The following is a 20,311-nucleotide window of genomic DNA, read 5'->3' as shown; positions in this document are numbered from 1 at the left end:
CGGGCCCGGGCCCGGGCCTTACAGGGCGTAAAGCGACCGAAGAATGGATATGGGTCATACGGCGATACGCGAGGAGTGTCCGACGTGCCCGGATGCCGGGTGCAGCGGCTTCAGGGGAGGGAGCGCGCATGGACGGCCGGCCCTTGCACGTCGGACCGCAGCCGGAACCCTTGTACCTCGAACCGCGGCTGGAGCCCCGGCTGGAGTCGCTCATGGCGGCGCACGGCACGCTGCACTCGCTCGTCGACGCGCTCGGCTCCCCTCTGCACGTCGTGGTGCCGGACCAGATCGCCGAGAACCTGGAGCGGTTCCGGTCCGTGTACCGGGCGCACCATCTGTCCGGACAGGTCTTCTACGCCCACAAGGCCAACCGGTCCAGTGCGCTGCTGCGGCGGCTGGCCGCGACGGACGCGGGCGTGGACGTGGCGTCGCTGGGCGAACTGCAGCACGCGCTGGGTTCCGGGTTCGACGCCGGCCGGATCACGGCCACGGGCCCGAAGAACCCCGAGTTCCTGTGGCTGGCGGCCCGTGCTGGGGTCACGGTCAGCGTCGACGCCGCCGCCGAACTGGACCAGCTCGCCGCCCTGGTGCGCAAGCACGCGCTCGGGCCGGTGCGGGTGCTGCTGCGGCTGTCGGGCTTCGAGACGTCGGGGGTGAAGGTGCTGAGCCGGCGCAGCCGCTTCGGCACGCCGGTAGGGGAGTTGGAGCTGCTGCTGGAGGCGGTCGAGCGGCATGCCGACGCCGTCGATCCCGCGGGGGTGGCCTTCCATCTGGACACGACGAGCGTCGCGGAGAAGGCGATCGCCCTCGAAGGATGCCTGGCCGCGCTGGAGTTGTGCCGGAGCCGGGGGTTGCGGCCGCGGGCCGTGGACGTCGGCGGCGGGTTCGGCGTCAGCTATCTCGCCGAGCGGGAGCAGTGGGAGGCGTACACGAGCGGGCTCACCGCGGCCGTGCTCGGCCGACGTCCGCCGCTGACGTGGGGCGGGCACGGCTACGGGCTGCGCAACGAGTCGGGCACCCTGCGCGGCACACTCGGCCTCTACCCGGCCCACCGGCCCGTCGCGGGAGCCGCCTACCTGGACGAGGTGCTGGCCCAGCCCGCCGCCTCACTCGGCGGACGCCCGCTGGCCGCACTGCTGCTGGAGCACCTGTACGACCTGCACACCGAGCCCGGCCGGGCGCTGCTGGACCAGTGCGGACTCTCGCTGGCGCGGGTCCTGGAGGTCCGTGGCCAGGAGGCCGGTGGGCCGCTGCTCGTACGGCTGGCCGCCAAGGCGGACGACATCGCCCTGGAGGACCACGGCGTGCTGATGGACCCGGTCGTCCTCCCCCGCGGCGGAGACGGGCCGGGCGGGGGGCCCGTCTCCGTGCACCTCTTCGGCAGTCTCTGCCTGGAGAGCGACCTGATCACCCGGCGCACGGTGTTCCTGCCGCGCCGCCCCGAACCGGGCGACCTGCTGGCCTTCGCCAACACCGCGGGCTACGCCATGGACTTCCACGCCACGCGCGCCCAGCACCAGCCCGCCGCCCGCAAGGTCGCGGCCTGGCAGGACGGCGACGCCTGGCGCTGGTGCCTGGACGACCAGTTCTGGCCGATCACGCCCTCGAGGGGAGCTCAGTGAGGTACGACAGCATCACCGAGGCGATAGGCAACACCCCTCTGGTGCGGATAGACCCGGCCGTGCACGGCCTGCGCAACATCGACCTGTACGCCAAGCTGGAGATGCTCAACCCGTTCGGCTCGGTCAAGGACCGGGCCGCCTGGAGCATGGCGGGGCCCCTGCTGCCGGAGGCGGCCGAACACGGCAGCCAGGTGGTCGAGTTGTCCAGCGGCAACACCGCCAAGGCCCTCGCGGTCATCGCGGGCATGCACGGTCTGGGCTTCAAGAGCGTCACCAACCGGATGCGGGTGCCGGAGATCAAGGACCTCCTGCTGCTGCTCGGCGCGGAGATCGAGGAATTGCCGGGGCAGAGCGAGTGCCTCGACCCGACCGCCACGGACGATCCGCTGACCCTGTTCCACCGGACGCTGTCCGCCTCCGGCAGCGCCTATCTGCACACCGACCAGTACTTCAACCCGCGCAACACCGAGGCCCATCTCACCGGCACCGGGCCGGAGATCGTCAAGGACCTTGACGGCCGGGTCCCGGACTGGTTCGTCGCCTGTGTGGGCACCGCCGGTTCCTCCACGGGGGTCGCCCGCGCCCTGCGCGAGGAGGACCCGTCGGTACGGGTGGTCGGGCTCGTCGCAGCCAAGTCCGACTTCATCCCGGGGATCCGCACCATCGACGAGGTGCAGGAGGTCGGCCTGTTCGACCCGGACACGTACGACACGATGGCGTCGGTCAGCGCCGATGAGGCGATCGAGGGGATGCTGACCCTGAACCGCCGCTGCGGCATCCTCGGCGGGCCCACCGCAGGGGCGGCCTACTTCGGCGCGGTCCGTCATCTGCGGGCGCTGGACGAGGAGTCGGAGGAACGGCGGACCGCGGTGTTCATCGTCTGCGACCGGGTGGAGAGCTATCTGAGCTATGTCCGGCAGCGGCGCCCCGATCTGCTGGGCCGGCCGCCGAGGAAGAACTCGCCCGCCGACCTGTCCGACGCGGAGGTCGGCCGGGCGCCGTCGATCGGCGTGGCCGACGCCCGGCGCTGGATCGACACCGACCGGCCGCTCGTGGTCGACCTGCGCAGCCCGTACGCGTACGCGGCGCTGCACATCGACGGGTCGGTCAACATCGTCGACGAACTGTTCGCCGAACTCGTCCGGGGCGGCCTGCCGTTCAGCAAACGCCGGTCGGTGCTGCTGGCCTGCCCGGTCGGTGAGCAGTCCGCGCGCTACGCGGCACTGCTGACCCGGATGGGCCACCCCGACGTGCGCAGCCTGGCCGGCGGCGTCATCGCCTGGCGGGACGCGGGCGCGCCCCTGGTGCGGGACTGACCGGCATGAGCGCACCGATCACCCGCGAGGATCTGCGCCCGTGGCAGCAGAAGCTGCGCGCCCAGTTCCCCATCGTCACCGGGCATCCGGAGCTGGCCTACCTGGACAGCGCTGCCACGGCGCAGAAGCCGCAGGCCGTGCTGGACGCCGTACAGACGTACCTGACGACGTCCAACGCCAATTCCGCGCGGGGTACTTACACCTGGGCCAACCGGACCACGGAGCTGGTGGAGCGGACCCGTGAGCGCGTCGCCCGGTTTCTCGGGGACGCGCGGCCGGAGCGCTCCGCCGTCCACTTCACCGGCGGCACCACCGAAGGGCTGCGGACCGTCGCCCGCGACTGGCTGCCGGGTTTCCTGCGCGACGGCGACGAGATCGTCGTCCCGGACGCCGACCACCAGGCCAACATCGTGCCGTGGCTGGAGGCGCAGCGGCTGCTCGCTCGCGAGGGCGTGCGGGTCCGGGTGGTGCCGATGCCGTACCAGAGCGGCTCCGGCGACTACGACCACCGGGCGCTGGCCGAACGGGCGGGCCCACGCACCCGGTTCGTCGCCACGACCCATGTGCACCACGTGTACGGCGGTGACATGAACGTGCAGCGCATCCGCGAGGCCGTCGGCCCGGACGCGGTCATCTGCCTGGACGCCGCGCAGAGCGTCGGCCATCTGCCTGTTTCGGTGGGCGAGTTGGACGTGGACTTCGTCGTGTTCTCGGGCCACAAGGCGCTGGCGCTGCCCGGCTCCGGGGCGGTGTGGGCCCGGCAGGCGCGCGGGCCCACGTTCGCGCCCGGGGGCTGGAGCGGCACCCCCAACACCGTGGGCATCGCCTCTCTCGAAGCGGCCCTGGACTGGCTGGAGGCGGCCGGTGTCGACCGGATCGAGCGCTGGACGGCCGATCTCGCGACCCGCCTGACGGAGGGTCTGCGCCGGCTGGACGCCTACGAGATCCTCGGCTGCCCGCTCAGTCTGGCGGCCGGCACGACCGTGCAGCGCCGCCGGGGCATCGTGACCCTGCGGCACCACGCCATCGACTCGGGCGACCTGGGGTTCATCCTGTTCAGCCACGGGTTCATGGTCCGCTCGGACCACCACTGCCAGGGCGACGCGGGCGAGAAGACCGGTTCGGTGCGGGTGAGTCTGCACGTGTACAACACCGTTGAGGAGATCGACCGGCTGCTGTCGGTGCTCGCCTCACTCTCATGACACCGCCGATTATGCGTAATGGGAACCGTTTCCAGCTGTAGGCTCTGACCGGCAGGAGTCAGGTGCGATACGGCGAGGTGGCGCGACCGGATGGGGCTGAGTCTGGCGACGGCGGAGCGATGGGTGGAGCGCTGGGAGCTCCAACAGCAGCGGTACGCCGTCGACCGCGAGGAGCGGTTCACGGTGATCGCCGATGTCGTGGAGCACGCCACGGCGGGGTGTGCGACCGCGCCCCTCATCGTGGACCTCGGCTGCGGGCCCGGCTCCCTCGCCGCCCGGCTGATCCGGCGGCTGCCGGACGCGGAGATCGTGGCCGTGGACCGGGACCCCCTCCTGCTGGAGCTGGGCCGCACCCACCACCCGGACGCGGCCCGCTACGTCGACGCAGAGATCGGAGCGCCCGGCTGGACGTGGGCCCTGGATCTGGACCGGCCCCTGGACGCGGCGGTCTCCACCACGGCCCTGCACTACCTCGACCGCGACACCCTGCTCGCGACCTACCGGCAGCTCGCCGTGCTGCTGCGCCCCGGGGGGGTCCTCGTCAACGGCGACCACCTCCCCCAGGGCGAGACGGGCCCGGCCGGGATCGCCGCCCACGTCGGGCGGTGCCGGGCCGGCCGGCAGCGCGTGTTCACCCATGAGGACTGGGGCTCCTGGTGGGCGGCGGCCGGCGACGACCCGGAGCTGACCGACCTGCTCGCGGAGCGCCGCCGCCGCGCGGCACCCGACACCGGCCGCCCCGCGGAACTCCCGGTCTCCGCCCACGTGGAGCTGCTCCGGCAGGCCGGCTTCGACAAGGCCGGTCCGGTGTGGCAGTACGGCGACAGCTGCGTGGTCGTGGCGGTGCGCTAGCCAGGCGATTCACTCGTGCGTCACACGTCAGGTGGCGGGCGGCGGCGGGGCCGCGGACAATACATGCAGGGATCGCTATATGTTAATGTCGGCATACCGGACCCGGCCCGATACGCCGCGGCCCGCCCCCAGCACACGCAAGGAGCTCCCCCATGGCCACCGCCCAGCACATCACCCACGAGGACCACGCGCACACCCACGGCGACGACTGCGGGCACCTCGCCTTCCCCCACGACGACCACACCGACTACGCCCACGACGGCCACATCCACCGGACGCACGAGGGCCACACCGACGAGTGCACGAGCGACGACCACACGGTGCACCAGAACCACGACCACCAGCACGGCGACAACTGCGGCCATCTGGCCGTGCGGCACGACGACCACACGGACTATGTGCACGACGGCCACCGCCACGCCGCCCACGAGGGACACTGGGACGACCACTGATCCCGCTCGCACCCCCGGAGAGGCGGAGGGCGAACTGAGAATCGTTGTCATATGCTAATATATGCATATGACAACGACGCCCTCTCCCCCGACGGACGAGCCGGACCCGACCCTGCAGGCCGCCGCCGAGCTGCTGCGTGCCCTGGCCTCGCCCGTACGGCTGGGCATCGTGCGGGAGCTGTCCGGTGGGGGGAAGTACGTCCATGAACTGGTGACCGCACTGGGCGTGAGCCAGCCGCTGGTCTCCCAGCACCTGCGGGTGCTGCGCACCTCCCGGATCGTCACCGCCCGGCGTCAGGCCCGCGAGACGCGGTACAGCCTCACCGACGACCATGTGGCGCACATCGTGCTGGACGCCATCCGGCACGCAGGGGAGTAGCGCCTCAGGTCAAGCCGTCCCACTGGACCGTGCGGTCGCACCAGCGCTCCAGCAGGGTGCGGTCGTGGCCGACGGCCAGCAGGGCGGCGCCGGTGGCGGCCCGGTAGTCCTCGACGGCCGCGACCAGAGCGGCGGCGGTGGAGGCGTCGAGCATCGCCGTCATCTCGTCGCACACCAGCAGGCGGGGGCGCAGCACCAGGGCCCGGGCGAGGCAGGCGCGTTGCAGCTGGCCGTCGCTGACCTCGTGCGGCCGCCGGGTCAGCAGGTCGGGGGTGAGACCGACGACGGGGGCCAACTCCGCGATGCGGCCCGGGGCTTCCGCGCCGCGACCGGTGGCCCGCAGGGGCTCGGCGATCAGGTCGGTGAGCGGCAGCCGCGGGTCCGCGGAGAGCCTGGCCTGCTGGAAGACGACCCCGAAGGCGGTGCGCCGCTCTCGGGGGGCGCGGTGGCGCCAGCGCCGTACGGGCTCGCCGTCGAGGAGCAGGGTGCCGGAGTCGGGGCGGTGCAGCAGGGCCGCGACCCGCGCCAGGGTGGACTTGCCGCAGCCGCTCGGGCCGAGCAGGCCGACGGACTCGCCCGACGCGACGGTCAGGGATACGTCCCTGACCACCGGGGCGTTCCTGACGTATCCGGCGGTGATGGAGCGCAGTTCAAGCACGGACGTCCTCCGGCACGTGCGGGTGGTGGCAGGCGACCGTGCCGGGGGGCGGCTCGGTGGCGCAGGTGTCGGTGGCCCGGTCGCAGCGGGCGGCGAAGGCGCAGCCGGCCGGGAGGTCGCCGAGTTCGGGCGGCATGCCGGGGATGGGAGTGAAGGCGCGGTCGGGCAGGGCCTGGAGGAGGCCGCGGCTGTAGGGGTGGCGGGGCCCGGGTGAGCCGAAGAACGCGGTGGCGTCGGCGAGTTCGACGATCCGTCCGGCGTACATGACCGCGACCCGGTCCGCGATGCGCTCGGCGGCCGCCAGATCGTGGGTGATCATCAGCAGGGCGCGTCCGCGGCCGCCCTCGCCCGGGTCGTCGACGTGCCGGCGCAGTTCGTCGGCCGTACGGTCCACCAGGTCGCGGTCGAGTCCGGTGGTGGGTTCGTCGGCGAGCAGCAGGGGCGCGTCGCCCACCAGGGCCAGGGCGGTGGCGGCGCGCTGGGCGAGACCGCCGGAGAGCTGGTGGGGGTGGCGGTCGAGGTGGTCCGCGGGGAACGCGGCCCGTTCGGCGGCGGCCTCGGCGGCGGCCCGCAGGGCGGCGCGCCCCCGGGTCGCGGTCAGGGCGGCGACCGTCTCCTCCAGTTGGGAGCGGACGGTGCGGACCGGGGTGAGGTGGGCGGCCGGGCTCTGCGGTACGAGACCGATGAGCCGCCCTCGTACGGTGCGGGCGAGGGTCCGCTCGCCGGCCGTGAGCAGGTCGAGGTCACCGAGGAGGGCCGAACCGGCGGTCTGGGCGTTGCCGGGGAGCAGTCCGAGCAGGGCGGAGGCCAGTACGGACTTGCCGCAGCCGCTCTCCCCGATCAGGGCCAGGCACTCGCCGGGTGCCACGTCGAACCGCGCGTCGGTGACGGCGGCGACGCGGCGCCCGCCGGGCATGAGGAACCGCACGGACAGGCCGCGCACCGACAGCACGGGGGCCATGGAGTCCATACCGGCGCTCACAGCATCAGCTCCGATCGGTGGCGGGGGTTGATCCGCTCGCGCCAGGCCCCGGCGAGTCCGGCGATGGCGAGGGTGGGGACGATGAGGAAGAGCCCCGGGAAGAGGGTCGGCCACCACTGGCCGGCGAGGAGGGAGCCGCGGGCGGTCTGGATGAGGGTGCCGAGGCTCGCCGTGTGCGTGGGCAGCCCGAGCCCGAGGAAGGACAGCGCCGACTCGTGCCACATGGCGTGCGGCACCATCAGCACGGCGGCGAGCGCGGCCTGCGGGAGGACGGCGGGCAGCAGGTGCCGTACGGTCACCCGCCACCGGGAGGCCCCGCCGGAGACGGCGGCGTCGATGTAGGGCCTGGACCGCAGGGACAGCACCTCGGCACGGACGATCCGGGCCGTGGACAGCCAGTGGGTCAGTGCGACCGAGATGACCACGGGCCACACCCCGGGGCGGAACATGGCGACGATGAAGATGCCGAGCAGCAGATGCGGCACGGACGAGAACGTGTCGACCACCCGCATCAGGGCCCGGTCGGCCCAGCCGCCCAGGGCCCCGGCCGCGGCGCCCACGGCCGTGCCGACGACGGTCGCGGTCAGCGCCGCAGCCACGCCGACGAGCAGCGAGACGCGCAGTCCGTAGACGCAGCGCAGCAGCAGGTCGCGGCCGACGTCGTCGGTGCCGAACGGGTGGGCCCAGGAGGGCGGTTGCAGCTTGGCGGCGAGGTCGACGGCCTGCTGGTCGAGCTGGACCAGCGGCGGCACGAGCAGCACGGCGAGGACGGTCGCGGCCACCAGCGCGGCGGAGGTGCGCACGCGCAGGGCGCGGGTCGAGCGGCGCCGGGGCCCGTGCGAGCGCCACTCGGTCCGCTCCGGGGCGGCGGGCGCCGGGGCGTCACATGTCACTGAGCTTCACCCTCGGGTCGAACAGTCCGTAGAGCAGGTCGGCGAGCAGGTTCCCGGCGAGCACCGCCGCGGTGGCCAGGGTCGTCAGGGCGGCGAGCAGCGGGAAGTCGACGGCGGTGGCCGCCTCGACGGTGGCCGCGGCGATGCCCGGCCAGCTGAAGACGCTCTCCACCAGCAGCGCGCCGGTGATGAGTTCGGGCACGCGGGAGCCGATGAGCGTGAGCACCGGGAGGAGCCCGGAGCGCAGGGCGTGGCCGAGCAGGACGGTGCCTTCGCTCAGGCCGCGGGCGCGGGCGCCGCGTACGGGGTCCTCCGCCAGGGCGTCGCCGACGCCCTGGCGTACGTACAGGGTGAACCAGGGCAGCTGGGACACGGCGAGGACACCGGCGGGCAGCAGGACATGGCTCGCGACCTGGCCCGGCGTGACCTGTTCACTGCCGGTGTCGGTCAGGCCGCCCGCCGGGAGGACGTCCCACTGGAGGGCGAACAGCCAGACGGCGAGCAGTGCGATCCAGAAGACCGGTGCCGCCTCCAGGGTGTAGGCGAGGGAGGTGACGGTCCGGTCGGTGAGCGAGCCGGGGCGGCGGGCGGCGAGCACGCCGAGGACCGTGCCCACCAGTACGGCGGCGGCGAAGGCGAGCGCGCAGAGCAGCGCGGACCACACGAGCCGTTCGCCGATGACCTGGGCGACCGGCTGCCGCATGACGCTGGAGTGGCCGAGGTCGCCGGTGAGGGCGGAGGTCAGCCAGTGCCACCAGCGGGCGGCGAAGGGCCGGTCCACGCCGAGGTTCTCGCGCAGCCGGTCCAGGGTCTGCTGGTCGGCGCCGAGCGCGGCGGTGCCGGCGTAGGCCTTGACGGGGTCGAAGGGGGAGGCGGCGGCGATGGCGAACACGCCGAAGGTGACGACGAGCAGGACCGGGACGGCGAACAGGGCCCGCCGTCCCGCCAGTCGTGCCATCGCTCCCCAGGGGAGGCGGGTCACTTCTTCGGCTGCCAGTCCTCGATGTTCCACCAGGGTCCGCTGGCGAAGCCGTGCTCGTGCGGCTCCAGCTGGGTGTTCAGGTTCTCCCAGCGGTCGGCCAGCACGTAGAGGTGGTCGATGTGGGTGAGGAAGGTGTAGCCGGGGTCCTGCACCAGGGCGCGCTGGAGCTTGTCGTAGGCGGACGTGCGCTCGGCCGGGTCCTGGCTGCGGCGGCCGTTGTCGAGGGCGCGGTCCACGGCCGGGTTGTCGTAGCGCGCCATGTTGTTGAAGCCGTCGCCGGCGAGGGAGGAGTGCAACAGGGTGTAGAGGCCGAAGTCGGGGTCGCCGGTGCTGCCGAAGCCCGCGAGGACGGCCGTGTCCTTCATGCGGGGCTCGATGACCTCCCAGGTGGCGCTCTCCACCTTCACCTCGATGCCGGCCTTCTTGGCGTCGGAGGCGTAGGCGAGGGCGTGGTCCTGGCGGACCTTGTCGCCGGAGGGGTAGAGGAGGGTGAAGGCGGCCCGCTGTCCGTCCCGGGTGCGGATGCCGCCCTCGCCGGGCTTCCAGCCGGCCTCGTCCAGGATCTTGCCGGCCTTGCCGAGGTCCTGGGCGCGCTCGATGTCCTCGGTGAAGGCGGGGTCGTCGACGGGCAGCGGTCCGTAGGCCGGGCGGCCGGCACCGTCCAGGATCTTGTCGACCATGGCCTCGCGGTCCACGGCGGCGTCGAGGGCCCGGCGGATCGCGCGGTCGCCGGTGACCTTGTTCCCGGTGGGGAGGGTGACGGCCCGGAAGTCGTAGGACCGGGCCTCGTAGGTGCGCTTGGCGTCGTCGCCCTTGAACGTGGCGGCGAGGTTGGGCGGGAGGACCGCGCCGTCGAGGTCGCCGGAGCGCAGGCGGGTGGCGCGCACGTTGTCGTCGCCGATGACCGCCATGGTGAAGGTCTTCACCTTCGGCTCGCCGCCCCAGTAGCGGGGGTTGGCCTTGAAGGTGAGCTTCTCGCCCTTGCTCCACTTGGCGAGGACGTACGGTCCGGTGCCGACCGGCTTCGTGTTGAAGGAGCCGGTGTTGGGGTCCTGCTCACCCGCGATGTGCTCGGGGACGATGGGCAGGACCGTGCGGGCGGCGAAGGGGGCGTAGGGGTACTTGAGCGTGAAGACGACCTTGTCGTCGCCGCTCGCCTCGACCTTCTTGACGGCGTCCAGCTCGCTCTTGAAGGTGTTGTTGGTCTTCGGGTCGAGGGCCGTCCGGTACGTGTAGACGACGTCGGCGGCGGTCAGCGGTTCGCCGTCGCTGAACTCGACGCCGTCGCGCAGGGTGTAGGTGTACGTGCGGCCGCCGTCGGTGATCTCGGGCAGTTCGGCCGCCAGCGCGGGCTTCAGCTTCAGGTCGGCGTCGTGGGCGAGGAGCCCGTCGAAGATCTTGGAGTTGCCGTCCTTGCCGTAGCCGAGCAGCGGGCTGAGGGTGTCGGGTTCGGAGGCCACCCCGAGCACGACCGATCCTGCGGACTTGCCGTCGCCCGAGCCGCCGCCACCGGGGGCCGAGCAGGCGGTGACCGCCGCGGCCAGCGCCGCCGTGACGGCGGCCCCTCGTATCCGACGGGTCGACATGTGACCTCACACCCTTTGTTGCCCTGATCCTGTTGTTGCAAAGACCTCGCAATTAAACAGGATCGGCGGGCGCCCCGGAATCGAACGCCCGCCGAACGGTTCACCGCCGGGCTCGGGCCTGCGTCAGCGTGACGTCCTGGTCCTGGACCGCGAGGAAGACGGGCAGCGGCAGGACGCCGAAGCTGCGCAGCTCCACCACGGTGGCCTGGACGTGGGCAGCCCCGGCCACCAGCGCGCTGGATCCGGTACGGCCCGAGTTCACCCAGCGGTGCTCGGCGCCGTCGCACACGGCCCGGGTGCCGCCGATGCCGTAACGGGTCGTGGAGGCGCCCTGACTCACGGAGGAGCCGACGAAGACCGGGCCGCTGGAGCCGGCGCAGCGGTAGGTGCCCGACAGGGTGACGGTGCCGTCGGCGGCGATCCGGCCCACGGCGTCGACCTTCACGGAGCCGGTGGGGGCGAGGGTGGACGCGGTGGCGGGCGCCGCGCCCGCGAGCAGGAGCAGCGCGGCACCGGCCGCCGTGCCGAGAAGTGGACGTACACGCATGAAGGAAACCTCCCGAAAAGGGTTGGATTGCGGCTTCCACTCGTACCCGCCCCACGGGCCCGGCGCCCGTCATCCTCACCCTTCGGTGGCTCGACCGCGCCGGCCGTCGTGGAACCGTCCCGGGAATGTCCGGGGCGTGTCACGCTTCCCGCCGGGCCGTTCCGATGAGCCCGGGACGGGAGGATGGTCTGTCTGTACGAGTCAGACGAACCCTTCGGATGGCCCTACCGACGTGGAGGTGCGCCATGTGTGCCCACCAGCCCCAGTGCCCCGCGACCGACTCCCCCTCCCCCGCCGCGCACATCGTGGCGTCCCGCCCCGAGCAGGGCTGGAGCCTGCTGTGCGACGGGACGGTCGTCTTCGACGACACCGGCGAGCTGCTCCCCGACGGACGCGTGGTGCAGCCCCGCCGGGTGACGGCGCAGGGCCTGGCCGTCGCGGCCTGACCCGAGGCCGCTTCACGGCGGCACGACGGTCCCGCTACGGCAGGACCGCGAAGCCGTCCAGTTCCACCATCGCCTCCGCGTCCCACAGCCGGACGACCTGGACGACCGCCATGGCGGGGTAGTCGCGACCGGCCGCCGCACGCCACAGTCGTCCGAGTTCGGGAGCGTGCGCGCGGTACGCCTCGACATCCGTGGCGTAGACGGTGACACGCGCCAGGTCGGACGGTGTGCCGCCGGCCGCGGTGAGGGCGGCCAGCAGATTGGCGAGGGCCCTTTCGAACTGCTCGGGCAGGGTGCGGCCGACCAGCTTGCCGTCGGCGTCGAGGGCGGTCTGACCGGCCAGGAACACCACCCGCGACCCGGAGGCCACCACGGCGTGGGAGAAGCCGGCCGGCGGGGACAGCTCGGGCGGGTTGACGCGCTCGGTACTCACCGGGCCTCCTGGCGGGCGTACAACTCCTTGGCGATGATGCCGCGTTGCACCTCGCTGGCCCCCTCGTAGATGCGCGGGGCGCGCACCTCGCGGTAGAGGTGTTCGAGCAGATGGCCGCGTTGCAGGGCCCGGGCCCCGTGCAGCTGGACGGCCGCGTCGACGACGTACTGGGCGGTTTCGGTGGCGAGCAGTTTCGCCATGGCGGAGCGCCGGGGCACGTCCGGGTCGTCCGCGTCGTACGCCGATGCCGCCGCGTGGACCATGAGCCGGGCCGCCTCGGTACGCAGGGCCATCTCGGCGACCTGGTGGGCGACGGCCTGCAGGTCCTTCAGTCTGCCCCCGAAGGCGTCCCGTCCGGCGGTGTGGGTGAGAGTCGCGTCGAGGGCCGCCTGCGCCATGCCGATGGCGAACGCGCCGACGCTGGGGCGGAACAGGTTGAGCGTTCCCATGGCGACCCGGAAGCCGCGGTCGGCCTGGCCGAGCACGTCGTCGGCCGTCACCGGCACGGCGTCGAAGTCGAGCGCGCCGATCGGGTGCGGCGAGAGCATGTCGAGACCGCGGCCGGTCAGGCCCGGACGGTCGGCGGGCACGAGGAAGGCCGTGACGCCCCGGGCCCCGGCACCCGGGGTGGTGCGGGCGAAGACGGTGTAGAAGTCGGCCTCGGGGGCGTTGGAGATCCAGCACTTCTCACCGGTGAGCCGCCAGCGGGCGGGGCCGTCGGGGGCGGCGGTGAGGGCGGTACTCTCCGGGGGGCGGCCGTCCCGCGAGGCGTCGTGCTTCCCTGCCCGCAGCGCCCGCCCCGGCGCGTCCGGTGCCGGGCCACCCCGCAGGTCGGTATCCGCATCCGCCCGCGGCGCCGCGTCCGACGACCGGCCACCCTGCCGCTCCCCGCCCGTCCGTTCCACCCGCAGCGCCCGCCCCGGCGCGTCCGATGCAAGGCCGCACCGCAGGCCGCCGTCCGCCTCCGCCCGCAGGCCCTGCGCCACCGCGTCCGACGACCGGCCACCCTGCCGGTCCCCGCCCGTCTCCTCCACCCGCAGCGCCCGCTCCGCCGCCTGCGGCGACCGGCCGCCACCCAGGCCGCCGTCCGTCTCCGCCCGGAGCTCCAGTGCCGCCGCGTCCGATCCCGCGCCGGGCTCGCTCAGGGCGAAGGCCGCGATCGCCGTGCCGGCGGTCACCCGGGGGAGCCAGTGGTCGCGTTGGGCCCGTGTGCCGTACGCGTGGACCGGGTGGGCGCCGAGGCCCTGGAGGGCCAGGGCCGTCTCGGCCTCCGTGCAGGCGTAGGCCAGGGACTCGCGCATCAGGCACAGGTCGAGCGCGCCCGAGGTGAACAGGCGTCCGAGCAGCCCGAGGCTGCCCAGTTCGGCCACCAGGGCGCGGTTCACCCGCCCCGGTTCGCCCTTGTCGGCCAGCGGACGGAGCCGCTCCGCGGCCAGGGCACGCAGTTCGGCGCACCAGGCGAGTTGTGCCGGTTCGAGTGAGAATGCGGTCATCGCCGATCCCTTCTCCGCCACCCTGCGTTCCGGCTGGGCCACTCCGAGGCTATCGCGGACCGTTGACTGTCGTCACCAACACGATACGCTCCAGGGGCGAGCCCACCACGCCAAGGGGGCGAACCGTATGAATCCACGGGGCACGGCCCATGTCGACACCTTCGCCCGGGACCATCTGCCACCCCCGGACCAATGGCCCGAGCTCCGCTTCGACTTGCCGGAGCTGCACTACCCCGAACGGCTCAACTGCGCCGCCGAACTGCTGAACGGCCCGCCCGACGACCGCCCGGCGTTCCTCACCGTCACCGGCGAGCGGTGGACCTACGGCGATCTGCGCGCCCGCGTCGACCGCGTCGCCCACGTGCTCACCGGCGAACTCGGCGTCGTCCCCGGCAACCGGGTGCTGCTGCGCGGCCCCACCACCCCGTGGCTCGCGGCCTGCTGGCTGGCGGTGCTGAAGGCGGGGGCCGTGGCGGTGACGGTGCTCGCCCAGCAGCGCCCGCACGAGCTGAGCACGATGTGCGAGATCGCCCGCGTGCGGCACGCCCTGTGCGACATCCGGGCCGTCGACGACCTCGCCAAGGCCGAGGTACCGGGCCTGCGGATCACGACCTACGGCGGTGACGCCCCGGACGACCTCCTGAACCGCCCGGCGCCCGGCACACCGTACGCGGCCGTGGCGACGGCGGCCGACGACGTGGCGCTGATCGCCTTCACCTCCGGCACCACCGGCCGTCCCAAGGGCTGCATGCACGTCCACCGGGACGTGCTGGCGATCGCCGACACCTTCTCGCGGCACGTGCTGAAGCCCGGCCCCGACGACGTGTTCACGGGCAGCCCCCCGCTCGGCTTCACCTTCGGCCTCGGCGGCCTGGTGGTCTTCCCGCTGCGGGCCGGGGCCAGCGCGCTGCTCCTCGAACAGGCCGGGCCCCGGCAGCTGCTGCCCGCCATCGCCCGGCACCGGGCCTCCGTGCTGTTCACCGCCCCCACGGCGTACCGCGCGATGCTCGACGAACTCGACGGGCACGACCTCTCCTCCCTGCGCCGCTGCGTCTCGGCCGGCGAGAACCTCCCCGCGGTGACCTGGCAGGCCTGGCACGAGCGCACCGGCCTGCGCGTCATCAACGGCATCGGCGCCACCGAGCTACTGCACATCTTCATCTCCGCGGCCGACGACCGGATCCGGCCCGGGACCACGGGCGTGCCCGTGCCCGGCTGGCACGCGCGCGTGCAGGACGCCGACGGCGAACCCGTGCCCGACGGGCAGCCGGGCCTGCTCGCCGTGCGCGGCCCGGTCGGCTGCCGCTACCTCGCCGACCCACGGCAGCGGGACTACGTGCGCGGCGGCTGGAACGTCACCGGCGACACCTACGTCCGCGATCCCGACGGCTACTTCCGCTACGTCGCCCGCGCCGACGACATGATCATCTCGGCCGGGTACAACATCGCCGGCCCCGAGGTGGAGGACGCGCTGCTGCGGCACCCGGACGTGGTGGAGGCGGCGGTGGTCGGCCGTCCCGACGAGGCCCGCGGGCAGGTCGTGCTGGCCTTCGCCGTCCTCAAGGAGGGCGCGGAACGGGACGCCGAGGCGCTGCGCGCCTTCGTGAAGAGCGAGCTGGCGCCGTACAAGTGCCCGCGGGAGATCGTCTTCCTGGACGCGCTGCCGCGCACGGCCACCGGCAAGCTCCAGCGGTTCAGACTGCGCGCCCCGGGGGTACCGGAACGCGACCGGGAATGATCCGTACGACCTAAGATGATCAACGTGTCCGACCAGCATGCACCACGGTCTCTCATCGTCACGCTCTACGGCGCGTACGGCCGCTTCGTGCCGGGCCCCGTGCCGGTAGCCGAACTGATCCGGCTGCTGGCCGCGGCCGGCGTGGACGCCCCGTCCGTACGCTCCTCGGTGTCGCGGCTGAAGAGACGCGGACTGCTCGTTCCGGCCCGCACCGCCCAGGGCGCGGCCGGTTACGAACTGTCCCCGGACGCCCGCCAGTTGCTCGACGACGGCGACCGCCGCATCTACGCCTCGGCCCCGCCCGAGGACGAGGGCTGGGTGCTCGCGGTGTTCTCCGTGCCGGAGTCGGAGCGGCAGAAGCGGCACGTGCTGCGCTCCCGGCTGGCCGGGCTCGGTTTCGGCACGGCCGCTCCGGGGGTGTGGATCGCGCCGGCGCGACTGTACGAGGAGACCCGGCACACGCTCCAGCGGCTGCGGCTCGACGGGTACGTCGACTTCTTCCGCGGTGACCACCTCGGGTTCGCCCCGACCGCCGAGGCCGTCGCCCGGTGGTGGGACCTGGCGGCCATCGCCAAGGAGCACGAGGCGTTCCTCGACCGCCACGCGCGGGTGCTGCGCGACTGGGAGAAGCGCGAGGACACCCCGGCCGAAGAGGCCTACCGGGACTACCTCCTCGCGCTGGACTCCTGGCGCCACCTCCCCTACACCGACCCGGGCCTGCCGTCCGAGCTGCTTCCCGCCGACTGGCCGGGGGTCCGCTCGTCGGCCGTGTTCCGGGGGCTGCACGAGCGGCTGCGGGACGCGGGGGCGGGGTTCGTGGGGCTCTGACACCCGCGGGCGCCGCCCGGATTGCCGCGTCTGCTCCGCTGTGGAACGGTCGACGATGTCCGTGAGTGGACGGAGCATGCGGCGGGAGGCGGACCGAGGGATGACCGTCACCACACCACCGAGGACGGCGGGCGCCCGCGCGGACCGGCTCTGGAGGACGGCGGGCCAATGCGCGGACCGGCTCCCGAGAGCGGCGGGCGCCGACGCGGACCGGCTCCCGTGAGGCGGCTGGGACGCTCGGTGCACGGCGGGTGGCGGCGGGCCGGGGCCCACACCCTCGTGCGGCAGGGCCGCGAGGTGGAGTTGATGCACCGGGCCATGGGGTTCGCCACGCTCGCGCTCGTCACGCTGGCACCCCTGCTGATCGTGGTCGCCGCCGCCGACCCTCTGGGGCGGGGCGGGTTCGCCTCGTGGCTGGCCGACGGCATGGGGCTGTCCGGGCGGTCCGCGCGGGTGCTGACGGACATCATCAGCCCGCCGCGCAAGGTCATCGGCACCACGAGCGTGCTGGGCGGGGTCGCGCTGGCCGTCTTCGGTGTCGCCTTCGGCGGGAGCGTGCAGAACGGCTACGAGCGGATCTGGGGCCTGCCCTCGGGCCCGTGGCACCGTGTCTGGCGGCAGGCGGTGTGGATGATCGCGATGACCGCGTACCTGTACCAGGAGGTGCAGACGCGCGGCCTCGTCTCGGGGCCGGAGCGGATCGCGCTGAGCTCGGCGTCCGGCGTGCTGTTCTTCTGGTGGGGGCAGCGCTTCCTGCTGGGCGGGCAGGTCCCCTGGCGCTGTCTGCTCCCGGGGGCGCTGGCCACCATGCTGGGGCTGGGCGGCCTGCGCATGTTCTCCTACTTCGTCTTCACGCCCCTCATCGTCACCAACGCGATCAGCTACGGAGCGGTCGGCGTCGTCCTCGTCGTGGAGTCCTGGCTCATCGGCGTGGGCTACGTCGTCTACGGCGGTGCGCTCCTCGGCCGCTGGGCCCTGGAGCACCACGGGCAGCGGAACCGCACCGGGTAGAGCCGGCCCCGTCCCCCTTCTGTACGAACGCACATGCCACCCCCGGGGCCCTCAATCCCGGCTCATGCGAATCAACAGGGGGCCTTTCCCTCGCATCTGCGGCATTATCATCGGCGCATACCCAGCAGAGGGAGAAGCCCCGTGATGACCCGTACCGTGCGCCGGACCCGCCGCCCGCTCCAGGCGGCCGCCGTGGGAGCCGCCGCCCTGCTGGCCCTGAGTGCCTGCTCGTCGTCCGGCTCGGATTCCTCGGCGAAACCGGACTCCTCCGGGCCGGGCAGGCTCTCCGGCGAGGTGACCGTGTTCGCCGCGGCCTCGCTGAAGGAGAGCTTCACGACGCTGGGCGAGCGGTTCGAGAAGGACCACCCGGGCACGAAGGTCACCTTCAGCTTCGGCGGCAGCGACTCCCTCGCCGCGAGCATCACGGGCGGCGCCCCGGCCGACGTGTTCGCCGCGGCCAGCCCCAAGACGATGAAGATCGTCACGGACGCGGGGGACGCCTCGGGCGCGCCCGCGACCTTCGTCCGCAACAGGCTGGAGATCGCCACCCTGCCGGGCAACCCCGGCAAGATCTCCTCGCTCGCGGATCTCACCGAGGCGGGCCTGAAGGTCGTGCTCTGCGACAAGGAGGTGCCGTGCGGCGCCGCGGCGCAGAAGGCCCTCGACGCGAGCAGTCTGAAGCTGACGCCGGTGTCGTACGAGCAGGACGTCAAGGCCGCGTTGACGAAGGTCGAGCTGAAGGAGGCCGACGCCGCCGTCGTCTACCAGACGGATGTGCGCGCGGCGGGTGACAAGGTGGAGGGCGTGGAGTTCCCCGAGTCGGCCGACGCCGTCAACGACTACCCGATCGTCCTGCTCAAGGACGCGCGGAACGCCGAGGCGGCCAAGGCGTTCATGGCGCTGGTGCGGTCCGCCGAGGGCCAGAAGGTCCTGAGCGGGGCCGGGTTCCTCAAGCCGTGACGCTCCCGACCGACCAGCCTCGCGCCGCGACCGACACCCTCCGGGGCGGTCCGCGGCGCCGGCGCGTCCGCACGGGGGTTCCGCTGCCTCTGCTGATCCCCGCGCTGATCGGGCTGGCCTTCCTGATCGTGCCGCTGATCGCCCTGCTCGTGCGGACCCCGTGGCACAGCCTGCCCGCGCAGCTGACCAGCCCGGACGTCTGGCAGGCTCTCAAGCTCTCCCTGATCTGCGCGACCCTTGCCACCGGCGTGAGCCTGGTCATCGGCGTGCCGCTGGCCTGGCTGCTGGCCCGCGTCGACTTCCCCGGCCGCGGCCTCGTACGCGCCCTCGTCACCCTGCCCCTCGTCCTGCCCCCGGTCGTCGGCGGTGTGGCGCTGCTGATGGCACTCGGCCGCAACGGCATCGTCGGGCACTGGCTCGACGCGTGGTTCGGGGTCACGCTGCCCTTCACCACGGCCGGGGTCGTGATCGCGGAGGCGTTCGTGGCGATGCCCTTCCTCGTCATCAGCGTCGAAGGCACCCTGCGGGCCGCCGACCCGCGCTACGAGGAGGCGGCCGCCACCCTGGGTGCCTCCCGCTTCACGGCGTTCCGCCGCGTCACACTGCCCCTCATCGCACCCGGCATCGCGGCGGGCGCGGTCCTCGCCTGGGCCCGGGCGCTCGGCGAGTTCGGCGCGACGATCACCTTCGCCGGCAATTTCCCCGGCCGCACCCAGACCATGCCCCTGGCCGTCTACCTGGCCCTGCAGAGCGACCCGGAGGCCGCGATCGCCCTCAGCCTGGTGCTGCTGGCGGTGTCGATCGCGGTGCTCGCCGGGTTGCGCGACCGATGGATGAGCGCCGGATGACCCCGACCCCCGCCGCCGGCACCTCCATCGACGGGCTCGACGCCCATCTCGTCGTGGACCGGGGCGGCTTCCGCCTCGACGTGGCGCTGACCGTCGCGCCCGGCGAGGTCGTCGCCCTGCTCGGGCCGAACGGCGCCGGCAAGACCACCGCGCTGCGGGCCCTGGCCGGTCTGACGCCGCTCTCCGGCGGCCATCTGCGGCTGGACGGCGCCGAGCTGGACCGTACGCCGCCGGAGGCCCGTCCCGTCGGTGTCGTCTTCCAGGACTATCTGCTCTTCCCCCACCTCACGGCCCTCGACAACGTCGCCTTCGGCCCCCGCTGCCAGGGCGCGACCAAGGCCGAGGCCCGGGCGCAGGCCGCGGAATGGCTCGACCGCCTGGGCCTCGCGGCGCACACCGGCGCCAAACCGCGCAGGCTGTCCGGCGGCCAGGCCCAGCGCGTCGCCCTCGCCCGGGCCCTGGCGACCCGGCCCCGGCTGTTGCTGCTCGACGAGCCGCTGGCGGCCCTGGACGCCCGCACCCGGCTGGAGGTGCGCGCCCGGCTGCGGCGCCACCTGGCCGACTTCGAGGCGGTGGCCGTGCTCGTCACCCACGATCCGCTCGACGCGATGGTGCTGGCCGACCGGCTGGTCGTCGTGGAGCACGGCCGGGTCGTGCAGGAGGGCACCCCGGCCGACATCGCCCGCCACCCCCGCACGGACTACATCGCACAGCTGGTGGGCCTGAACCTCTACCGGGGCGAGGCCGACGGCCACGCCGTCCGGCTCACGGACGGCCCGTCCCTCACCACCACCGAGGTGCTGTCCGGCCCGGTCTTCGTGGCGTTCCCGCCGAGCGCGGTCACCCTTCACCGTGAGCGGCCCACCGGCTCCAGCGCCCGCAACCTGTGGCGTTGCGAGGTGGCGGGCCTGGAGACCCACGGCGACCAGATCCGGGCCGACCTCACCGGTGAACTCCCGCTCGCCGCCGACCTCACGACGGTCGCAGCGGCCGAGCTCGATCTCCACCCGGGGGCGGAGGTCTGGGCGACGGTGAAGGCCACGCAGACCCACGCCTACCCGGTCTGAGGCGCTCGGCGTCCCC

Annotated in this window: 21 protein-coding genes; 13 read left to right on the top strand and 8 right to left on the bottom strand. The window is 73.4% G+C overall.

Going from position 1 to position 20,311, the window contains the following annotated elements; genetic code table 11:
• Positions 1-128 precede the first annotated feature (128 nt).
• From ACFY5B_RS07215 to ACFY5B_RS07190, 6 genes are all read left to right on the top strand, one after another.
• The gene (locus ACFY5B_RS07215) at positions 129-1,622 is read left to right on the top strand and encodes an alanine racemase (RefSeq protein WP_389965725.1); all 1,494 of its coding nucleotides are present in this window, start codon (positions 129-131) and stop codon (positions 1,620-1,622) included.
• Positions 1,619-2,938 carry a pyridoxal-phosphate dependent enzyme gene (locus ACFY5B_RS07210; protein ID WP_389965722.1) on the top strand — a complete coding sequence of 440 codons (1,320 nt, stop codon included), beginning with the start codon at positions 1,619-1,621 and terminating at the stop codon, positions 2,936-2,938. Before ACFY5B_RS07215 ends, ACFY5B_RS07210 begins: the two co-directional genes overlap by 4 nt.
• 5 nt (positions 2,939-2,943) lie before the next feature.
• Positions 2,944-4,140, top strand: a complete 1,197-nt coding sequence (locus ACFY5B_RS07205) for an aminotransferase class V-fold PLP-dependent enzyme (RefSeq protein WP_389965719.1) — start codon at positions 2,944-2,946, stop codon at positions 4,138-4,140.
• Between the two features lie 90 nt (positions 4,141-4,230).
• On the top strand, positions 4,231-4,992 hold the full coding sequence (locus tag ACFY5B_RS07200; protein ID WP_389965716.1) for a class I SAM-dependent methyltransferase: 762 nt from the start codon (positions 4,231-4,233) through the stop codon (positions 4,990-4,992).
• Between the two features lie 152 nt (positions 4,993-5,144).
• Positions 5,145-5,444 (top strand): hypothetical protein, encoded by a 300-nt coding sequence (locus ACFY5B_RS07195; protein WP_389965713.1) that lies wholly within the window; start codon positions 5,145-5,147, stop codon positions 5,442-5,444.
• Between the two features lie 67 nt (positions 5,445-5,511).
• Positions 5,512-5,823 (top strand): ArsR/SmtB family transcription factor, encoded by a 312-nt coding sequence (locus ACFY5B_RS07190; RefSeq protein ID WP_389965710.1) that lies wholly within the window; start codon positions 5,512-5,514, stop codon positions 5,821-5,823.
• Positions 5,824-5,827: 4 nt separating this feature from the next.
• Here the strand turns inward: ACFY5B_RS07190 and ACFY5B_RS07185 are convergent, their stop codons facing one another.
• The 6 genes from ACFY5B_RS07185 to ACFY5B_RS07160 all read right to left on the bottom strand — a co-directional run bounded on the left by ACFY5B_RS07185 (position 5,828) and on the right by ACFY5B_RS07160 (position 11,471).
• On the bottom strand, positions 5,828-6,481 hold the full coding sequence (locus ACFY5B_RS07185) for an ABC transporter ATP-binding protein (RefSeq protein WP_389965707.1): 654 nt from the start codon (positions 6,479-6,481) through the stop codon (positions 5,828-5,830).
• Positions 6,474-7,451: an ABC transporter ATP-binding protein gene (locus ACFY5B_RS07180; protein WP_389966453.1), complete on the bottom strand. Its 978-nt coding sequence runs from the start codon at positions 7,449-7,451 to the stop codon at positions 6,474-6,476. The genes ACFY5B_RS07185 and ACFY5B_RS07180 overlap by 8 nt, the downstream gene beginning before the upstream one ends.
• An 8-nt stretch (positions 7,452-7,459) precedes the next feature.
• Positions 7,460-8,356, bottom strand: coding sequence for an ABC transporter permease (locus ACFY5B_RS07175; protein WP_389965704.1), 897 nt, complete (start codon positions 8,354-8,356; stop codon positions 7,460-7,462).
• Positions 8,346-9,314, bottom strand: coding sequence for an ABC transporter permease (locus tag ACFY5B_RS07170; RefSeq protein WP_389965701.1), 969 nt, complete (start codon positions 9,312-9,314; stop codon positions 8,346-8,348). Before ACFY5B_RS07170 ends, ACFY5B_RS07175 begins: the two co-directional genes overlap by 11 nt.
• Before the next feature lie 20 nt (positions 9,315-9,334).
• Positions 9,335-10,924 carry an ABC transporter substrate-binding protein gene (locus ACFY5B_RS07165; RefSeq protein WP_389965698.1) on the bottom strand — a complete coding sequence of 530 codons (1,590 nt, stop codon included), beginning with the start codon at positions 10,922-10,924 and terminating at the stop codon, positions 9,335-9,337.
• A gap of 100 nt (positions 10,925-11,024) precedes the next feature.
• Positions 11,025-11,471 carry a DUF6299 family protein gene (locus ACFY5B_RS07160; protein ID WP_389965695.1) on the bottom strand — a complete coding sequence of 149 codons (447 nt, stop codon included), beginning with the start codon at positions 11,469-11,471 and terminating at the stop codon, positions 11,025-11,027.
• Between the two features lie 245 nt (positions 11,472-11,716).
• Between ACFY5B_RS07160 and ACFY5B_RS07155 the strand changes: the two genes are divergently transcribed.
• Entirely contained in the window at positions 11,717-11,917 is a 201-nt protein-coding gene (locus ACFY5B_RS07155; RefSeq protein WP_389965692.1) for a DUF5999 family protein, read from the top strand.
• A gap of 34 nt (positions 11,918-11,951) precedes the next feature.
• On the opposite strand, the gene ACFY5B_RS07150 is transcribed toward ACFY5B_RS07155, so the two are convergent.
• Both ACFY5B_RS07150 and ACFY5B_RS07145 read right to left on the bottom strand, forming a co-directional pair.
• A complete protein-coding gene (locus tag ACFY5B_RS07150; RefSeq protein WP_389965689.1) occupies positions 11,952-12,350 on the bottom strand; it encodes a RidA family protein in 399 nt (132 codons plus the stop codon).
• Positions 12,347-13,843 (bottom strand): acyl-CoA dehydrogenase family protein, encoded by a 1,497-nt coding sequence (locus ACFY5B_RS07145; RefSeq protein WP_389965686.1) that lies wholly within the window; start codon positions 13,841-13,843, stop codon positions 12,347-12,349. Before ACFY5B_RS07145 ends, ACFY5B_RS07150 begins: the two co-directional genes overlap by 4 nt.
• Before the next feature lie 127 nt (positions 13,844-13,970).
• Here ACFY5B_RS07145 and ACFY5B_RS07140 point away from each other — a divergent pair, with 127 nt between their 5' ends.
• The 6 genes from ACFY5B_RS07140 (at position 13,971) to ACFY5B_RS07115 (ending at position 20,295) form a co-directional block, all read left to right on the top strand.
• A complete protein-coding gene (locus ACFY5B_RS07140; RefSeq protein ID WP_389965683.1) occupies positions 13,971-15,581 on the top strand; it encodes an AMP-binding protein in 1,611 nt (536 codons plus the stop codon).
• 15 nt (positions 15,582-15,596) lie between these two features.
• Positions 15,597-16,409, top strand: coding sequence for a PaaX family transcriptional regulator C-terminal domain-containing protein (locus ACFY5B_RS07135; RefSeq protein ID WP_344463095.1), 813 nt, complete (start codon positions 15,597-15,599; stop codon positions 16,407-16,409).
• Between the two features lie 219 nt (positions 16,410-16,628).
• Positions 16,629-17,420 (top strand): ribonuclease BN, encoded by a 792-nt coding sequence (locus ACFY5B_RS07130; protein ID WP_389965679.1) that lies wholly within the window; start codon positions 16,629-16,631, stop codon positions 17,418-17,420.
• 144 nt (positions 17,421-17,564) lie between these two features.
• Entirely contained in the window at positions 17,565-18,380 is an 816-nt protein-coding gene (gene modA, locus ACFY5B_RS07125) for a molybdate ABC transporter substrate-binding protein (protein WP_389965676.1), read from the top strand.
• Positions 18,377-19,228, top strand: a complete 852-nt coding sequence (locus ACFY5B_RS07120; RefSeq protein WP_389965673.1) for an ABC transporter permease — start codon at positions 18,377-18,379, stop codon at positions 19,226-19,228. The genes modA and ACFY5B_RS07120 overlap by 4 nt, the downstream gene beginning before the upstream one ends.
• Entirely contained in the window at positions 19,225-20,295 is a 1,071-nt protein-coding gene (locus tag ACFY5B_RS07115) for an ABC transporter ATP-binding protein (RefSeq protein ID WP_389965670.1), read from the top strand. The genes ACFY5B_RS07120 and ACFY5B_RS07115 overlap by 4 nt, the downstream gene beginning before the upstream one ends.
• Positions 20,296-20,311 lie beyond the last annotated feature (16 nt).

This window comes from Streptomyces sp. NPDC013187 (genome assembly GCF_042899705.1).
GTDB classification, from domain to species: domain Bacteria; phylum Actinomycetota; class Actinomycetes; order Streptomycetales; family Streptomycetaceae; genus Streptomyces; species Streptomyces hawaiiensis_A.
Note: the sequence above shows the minus strand (reverse complement) of the source record. Positions and strands in the feature narration are given on the sequence as shown.

Coding starts and splice junctions, on each gene's coding strand:
- ACFY5B_RS07215 (WP_389965725.1), top strand. CDS start 129: ATGGACGGCCGGCCCTTGCACGTCGGACCGCAGCCGGAACCCTTGTAC.
- ACFY5B_RS07205 (WP_389965719.1), top strand. CDS start 2,944: ATGAGCGCACCGATCACCCGCGAGGATCTGCGCCCGTGGCAGCAGAAG.
- ACFY5B_RS07200 (WP_389965716.1), top strand. CDS start 4,231: ATGGGGCTGAGTCTGGCGACGGCGGAGCGATGGGTGGAGCGCTGGGAG.
- ACFY5B_RS07195 (WP_389965713.1), top strand. CDS start 5,145: ATGGCCACCGCCCAGCACATCACCCACGAGGACCACGCGCACACCCAC.
- ACFY5B_RS07190 (WP_389965710.1), top strand. CDS start 5,512: ATGACAACGACGCCCTCTCCCCCGACGGACGAGCCGGACCCGACCCTG.
- ACFY5B_RS07180 (WP_389966453.1), bottom strand. CDS start 7,451: ATGGACTCCATGGCCCCCGTGCTGTCGGTGCGCGGCCTGTCCGTGCGG.
- ACFY5B_RS07170 (WP_389965701.1), bottom strand. CDS start 9,314: ATGGCACGACTGGCGGGACGGCGGGCCCTGTTCGCCGTCCCGGTCCTG.
- ACFY5B_RS07165 (WP_389965698.1), bottom strand. CDS start 10,924: ATGTCGACCCGTCGGATACGAGGGGCCGCCGTCACGGCGGCGCTGGCC.
- ACFY5B_RS07160 (WP_389965695.1), bottom strand. CDS start 11,471: ATGCGTGTACGTCCACTTCTCGGCACGGCGGCCGGTGCCGCGCTGCTC.
- ACFY5B_RS07155 (WP_389965692.1), top strand. CDS start 11,717: ATGTGTGCCCACCAGCCCCAGTGCCCCGCGACCGACTCCCCCTCCCCC.
- ACFY5B_RS07145 (WP_389965686.1), bottom strand. CDS start 13,843: ATGACCGCATTCTCACTCGAACCGGCACAACTCGCCTGGTGCGCCGAA.
- ACFY5B_RS07140 (WP_389965683.1), top strand. CDS start 13,971: ATGAATCCACGGGGCACGGCCCATGTCGACACCTTCGCCCGGGACCAT.
- ACFY5B_RS07135 (WP_344463095.1), top strand. CDS start 15,597: ATGATCAACGTGTCCGACCAGCATGCACCACGGTCTCTCATCGTCACG.
- modA (WP_389965676.1), top strand. CDS start 17,565: ATGACCCGTACCGTGCGCCGGACCCGCCGCCCGCTCCAGGCGGCCGCC.
- ACFY5B_RS07115 (WP_389965670.1), top strand. CDS start 19,225: ATGACCCCGACCCCCGCCGCCGGCACCTCCATCGACGGGCTCGACGCC.